The organism is Cellulomonas citrea (genome assembly GCF_009829685.1).
Taxonomy (GTDB): domain Bacteria; phylum Actinomycetota; class Actinomycetes; order Actinomycetales; family Cellulomonadaceae; genus Cellulomonas; species Cellulomonas citrea.
The window spans coordinates 1-5653 of the sequence record NZ_VWSD01000172.1; the positions used below are offsets into that span (position 1 = coordinate 1).

A 5653-nucleotide genomic window follows, 5' to 3' on the forward strand; every position below is an offset into this window, starting at 1 on the left:
CGCGCCCCCACCACCCCGACCACGACGGCTCGGGTGCCGTTGCTGCTCATCGCCGCCTCCTGCTGGTCCGCACCGGGGGGCCCGGCGAGGGCGAGCGGCGCTGAGCACGCCCGACGCCCCACGCCGGTCCCGATCGAGACGGACCCTGTCGCGCGAGCCGGCCCCGCCGAACCGTCGTGGCCGCGGCACCACGACCCGCCGCGCACGAGGACGGGCTGGGGACGGCCCGTCCGTCCCACATGCTGGCGGCGACGTCCGGCATCCGAGCCGTACGCCCCCCAGTGCCCTCACAGAGGTGACACCCCTTCCCACCGGGCCCGCGGAGGGGTACCAATGAGAGGACAACTTCATGGTTCGCGGGAACCCACGCGCAGGCTGACCCACTGATGGGCGGGCCGACCGGGCTGGTCCCGTAGCGGCCGACGAGGCGCACGCTTGATCTCCCGCGGACCCGAAGTTTCTGAACGGCGGCACCCGATGACGGGGGCCGCCGTTCTTCGTCCCGTCGGGCCGCTCGGGGGGCCACAATGACCGGGTGTCAGCGCCGAGCGTCTCCCATGCCATCACCGCGCGCCTGCAGGTGCAGGCCCGTCCCACCGCCGTCTCGGAGGTGACGACCGCGATCGAGCAGGCCGGTGGACTGGTCACCGCGCTGGACGTCGCCGGTTCGGGCTCCGAGCAGATCGTCGTGGACGTCACGTGCGCCACCCGCGACGACGAGCACGCCGCGCAGATCGTCGCCGTGCTCACCACCCTGCCCGGGGTCGACATCGGCCGGGTGAGCGACCGCACGTTCGCGCTGCACCTGGGCGGCAAGCTGGCGATCGAGGCCAAGGCACCGCTGCGCAACCGCGAGGACCTGTCCATGGCCTACACCCCCGGCGTGGCCCGGGTGTGCGAGGCCATCGCGGCGAACCCCGAGGAGGCCCGACGCCTCACGATCAAGCACAACATGATCGCGGTCGTCACCGACGGCACCGCCGTGCTCGGCCTGGGCAACATCGGCCCGCTCGCCGCACTGCCCGTGATGGAGGGCAAGGCCGTGCTGTTCAAGCGGTTCGCCGACATCGACGCGTTCCCGATCTGCCTGGACACCACCGACGTGGACGAGATCGTCGAGACCGTCGTGGCGATCGCCCCGGTGTTCGCCGGGATCAACCTGGAGGACATCTCCGCCCCGCGCTGCTTCGAGGTCGAGCGCCGGCTGCGCGAACGTCTCGACATCCCCGTCTTCCACGACGACCAGCACGGCACCGCCATCGTCGTGGTCGCCGCGCTGCTCAACGCGCTCAAGGTGGTGGGTAAGCGGATCGAGGACGTGCGGGTGGTGCTGTCCGGCGCGGGGGCCGCCGGGTCGGCCGTGCTCGGCCTGCTGCTGGCCGCGGGCGCGGACGACGTGGTGGTCGGCGACATCGAGGGCGTGGTGCACACCGGCCGCCCGGGGCTGACGCCGAGCCTGGAGAAGACCGCGGCGATCACCAACCCGCGCCGGGTGACCGGCTCGATCGCCGATGCGCTCGTGGGCGCCGACGTGTTCATCGGGGTGAGCGCCCCCGACGTCATCACCGGTGCCGACGTGCAGCGGATGGCTCCTGACTCGATCGTGTTCGCCCTGGCCAACCCGCGCCCCGAGGTCGACCCGGACGAGGCCGCGAAATACGCGGCCGTGGTCGGCACCGGCCGCAGCGACCACCCGAACCAGATCAACAACGTGCTGGCGTTCCCCGGGGTGTTCCGCGGGCTGCTGGATGCCCAGTCCCGCACGGTCACCGACGGGATGCTGCTGGCCGCGGCGCGCGCACTGGCCTCGGTGGTGAGCGACACCGAGCTCAACCCGACCTACATCGTGCCGTCCGTGTTCAACCCGGACGTCACCCCGGTGGTCGCCAAGGCCGTCGAGCGCGCCGCGATGCTCGCCGACTCGACGCTGGCCGACGGCACCCCCTGGCCGTTCGCCCCGCGGTTCCGGGGGTAGCACCGGGCCGGCTCCCCGAGCCTGTGGACAACCGGCTCCGGGCGGGCACGGGGCGCCCCTAGGGTGCGGCGGTCGTCGACCTCCAGGGGGAGCCATGACCCGCCGCACAGGCGCCATCGCCGCCGGCCTCACCGTCCTCGTGGTGCTGGTCACCGTCATCGCGCTGGCCCGTCCGCCCGCACCCCACGAGACCGGGTCGGTGCCCGGTGCCGCAGCCGGCTGGCGTGCGGTGGCCGTCGACGACGCGCTGGTGCCGGCCGCTGAGCGGATGGCCGACATCGCACTCGTCCCACCCGCCCCGGACGCGCCGGGGTTGGCGGCCGGCCGCCTGGTGCGCCCTGGGTCGGCCGGGGAGCTCACGATCTGGCAGGTCCAGCACGACGGGCGCTGGTCGGGCGCACAGCTCGGGGTCCCCGGTCCGGTCGTGTCCGTCGTGATGGCCGGGGACGACGACCTGGTCGCCGTCGCCGGGTCCACGTGGCAGGACGGCTCGACGGGCAGCTACCTCGTCACGTCGGCCGACCGGTCCGCCTGGCACCGGGTGAGCCTGCCGCCCGAGGCCGACCGGATCGAGCTGAGCACCGCGGCCGTCGTGCGCGACGTCGTCTACGCCGTCGGCGAGGTCCGCGGGACCGAGGACGGGCGGCTCCTCGTGGTGCGCGGTGACCAGGTGACGATCCGCGAGCTGCCGTCGAACGCGGGGTCCGACCAGCTCGCCCTCGTCGGGGTGGCCGGTGAGGGCACCCGGGTGCTCGTCGGCCTCGAGACCCGCTCGGGGGGCCACTGGTCGAGCGCGGTCCTGCGGTCCGACGACGACGGCCTCACCTGGTCCGACCCGCAGCCGGTGGACGCCGATGCCGTCGCCTCGGTCTCGGCGCTGGTCCGCGCCTCGGACGGGTGGCTCGCCGTCGGGTCGGTCCCCTCACCGGCCGACCCGACGGTCTGGGTGCCGCAGGCCTGGTCCTCGTCCGACGGGAGCGTCTGGGCACGCGAGCAGGTCGACCCGCCCGAGGGAGGCTGGCCGGCCGACGCGTCCCAGTGGTTCGGCTCGCTCGCGAGCCGGGACGGCGCAGCAGCGGCCGCGGTCATCACCACGACCACGACCCTCACCTCCGTCTACCGCAGGGTCGACGGGCGGTGGTCGCCCGTCACGGTCTCCGACCCGTTCACCGATGTCGCACCGGACGCCCAGGTGACGCTCACCCCCGACGGGGGCACCTGGGTGCTGCGGCAGGGCGACCGGAGCTCGGGCGTGTGGGAATACACCGCCACCAGGCCGGAGTGGACGCCCATCGACTCACCCGGGGCGACCGACCCGGTGTTCGAGACCGCCGCGGGGCTCGGCCCGGGCGCGCTCTCGGCGTCGCGGCCGATGATCGAGATCCACGAGACGGGATGGCGCACCTGGAGGGAGCCCGCCCGGTTCGTCCTCGACGGGCAGCGGCTGACCAAGGTCGACTGGCCGTCGCCGCTGCTCGACAAGGCGTCGACGGTCTTCAGCGCGCGACGCCCCGGCACCGACGAGGTCCTCTACGTGGGTCATGGTTGGACCGACGCCCTCGACGGGCTGCGGCTGTACGGCGCGCTCGCTCACGGCGACGACAGCGCCGGCTCGGTGGGCGGGATCGCCACCGGAGTGGCCCCCTCGGTCTCCGGCGCCCTCGGGACCCGGGACGGGTGGGTGGTGGTCGGCGGCCGGCGGGCCGCCGCCGAGGCCACCGCGGACGACGAGCCCGTGCTGTGGACCTCGCCCGACGGTGTCTCGTGGGACGAGGTCGGCCCCGAGGGGCTGGGGGTGCCCGGCCGGACGGGAACGGTGCGCGGTGGTTGCACGCTGCCCGACGGCACGACGATCGCGGTTGGCTGGTCCGGGGCCAGCGGGCAGACCAGCACGACCGCACAGGTGTGGACCCGCCACGGAGACCAGTGGTCGGTCACCGCGCCCGTCGCAGGGGACGGCTGGTTCGCCGGGTGCGCGTCGACACCGGTCGGGATCGTCGCGACCGGTCAGGTCGGCACCGACCACCAGTGGTTCAGCGCGGACGGCACCACCTGGACCCCGGTGGAGCTGGCGACGGACGCCACCCTCGGCACACCCGTCGCGCTGGACGCCGACGGTGAGCAGAGCGGTGGCCCGGACGAGACCCGATGGCTCGTCGCCGTGGGCACCGTGGACGAGGAGAGCTACCGGGGCACGGTGCTGTGGGTCTCGACGGACGGGCGGCAGTGGGCCTGGACACTCGTGCCGAGCCGGTCGCCGACGGCCTCGGGCGTCGTGCTTCCGGCGGCCGGCGGCCCGCTCGTCGTCATCGATGCGGAGGGCGGCGCCCAGGCGTGGCAGCTCACGGACACGCGGGCGCGGTTCACAGCGCTCACCGCCCCGCCGGGCACCAGCAGCCCGGGCTCGACCGCCCCCACGGCTTTCGTCCCATGACCGTGCGGTCGTCGTCCGGCAGGCTTGCCCGGTGCTGAGCATCCCCGCTGCCGTCCGTGGTCAGGCCGACGCCGCCGTCCACAAGCTCGACCTCACCGCCACCCCTGGGGTGTTCCTGGTGCGCACCATGCTCGCCGGCGCCTACATCGGCATCGGTGTGCTCATCATGGTGACCGCCGGCGGGCCGCTCGTGCAGGCCGGGTCGCCGTGGGCGCCGCTCGTCCAGGGCCTGGTGTTCGGCGTGGCGCTCACCATCGTCGTGGTCGCCGGGGCCGAGCTGGCCACGTCGGCCATGATGATCCTCACCCAGGGCGCGCTCGCCGGGGTGGTCGGTGTGCGCCGGGCTGCCGGGGTGCTGCTCGCGGTGATGGGTGGCAACCTGCTCGGGGCGTTCGTGTTCGCCCTGCTGCTGCGCGCCTCGGGGGTGCTGGCGCCGACGACCGCCGCCGGCAAGACCATCGCCGCGATGATCGAGCACAAGGCGGCCGAGACCAACGTCGAGCTGTTCTTCCGCGGCATCCTGTGCAACCTGCTGGTGTGCCTGGCGATCTGGTGCGCGGGCCGGCTGCAGTCCGAGGGCGCCCGGATCGCCGTGATCTTCGCCTGCGTCATGGTGTTCATCACCTCGGGCTTCGAGCACGTCGTGGCGAACATGACGACCTTCTCCTACGGTCTGCTCGCCGGGCTGCCGCACGCGACCGTCACCGAGTTCGCGCGCAACGTGCTGCTCGTCGGCCTGGGGAACCTGGTCGGCGGCGGGCTGCTGGTCGGCGCCGCCTACGCCTACGGCTCCAGCCCGCGGCAGCTGGGCTCGTCGCACACCCGCGAGACCGCGGCCGACGAGGCCCCCGCGGCCGCGCAGGTGACCTCGACGGACGCCGTACCGACCGCTCACTGACGCACGGGCGCCGGGCTCCGCGACGAAGGCGCCCGGCGACACGGGCCGCAGCAACCGGCGCGCGCACGCCCCGCGGCCTAGCGTGGGGACGGCCAGGCGACGACCGAGACCTCGCGGAGGACCTGTGACCGAGCCCAGCACCGGCACCCCGGGCACCCAGCCAGACGACGAGACCAGCGTCGACCCCGTCACGGGACCCGAGCCGACACCGCACCCCGCCTCGGACGACGAGGCCGCCCGGCACGCCGCCGCGCGTCCGGCCCCGGTCCCGCCGGGCCCCGCCCCGGCAGAGTCCGGCTCGGCGGCCGCGACGGCGGCCCCGGCCTGGCTGACCCCCGCCGCGGGG

The 5653-nt window shown here is 74.6% G+C and carries 3 protein-coding genes and 1 pseudogene; all 4 read left to right on the plus strand.

Annotated elements, in window-relative coordinates; genetic code table 11:
• Positions 1-535 precede the first annotated feature (535 nt).
• A complete protein-coding gene (locus F2B26_RS14150) occupies positions 536-1975 on the plus strand; it encodes an NAD-dependent malic enzyme (protein ID WP_159810462.1) in 1440 nt (479 codons plus the stop codon).
• A gap of 94 nt (positions 1976-2069) precedes the next feature.
• Complete coding sequence (locus F2B26_RS14155) at positions 2070-4409, plus strand: hypothetical protein (protein WP_159810464.1); 2340 nt, start codon at positions 2070-2072, stop codon at positions 4407-4409.
• Between the two features lie 31 nt (positions 4410-4440).
• Positions 4441-5307 (plus strand): formate/nitrite transporter family protein, encoded by an 867-nt coding sequence (locus tag F2B26_RS14160; RefSeq protein WP_159810466.1) that lies wholly within the window; start codon positions 4441-4443, stop codon positions 5305-5307.
• A gap of 124 nt (positions 5308-5431) precedes the next feature.
• Positions 5432-5653: pseudogene (locus F2B26_RS14165) on the plus strand (hypothetical protein); the annotation flags it as partial.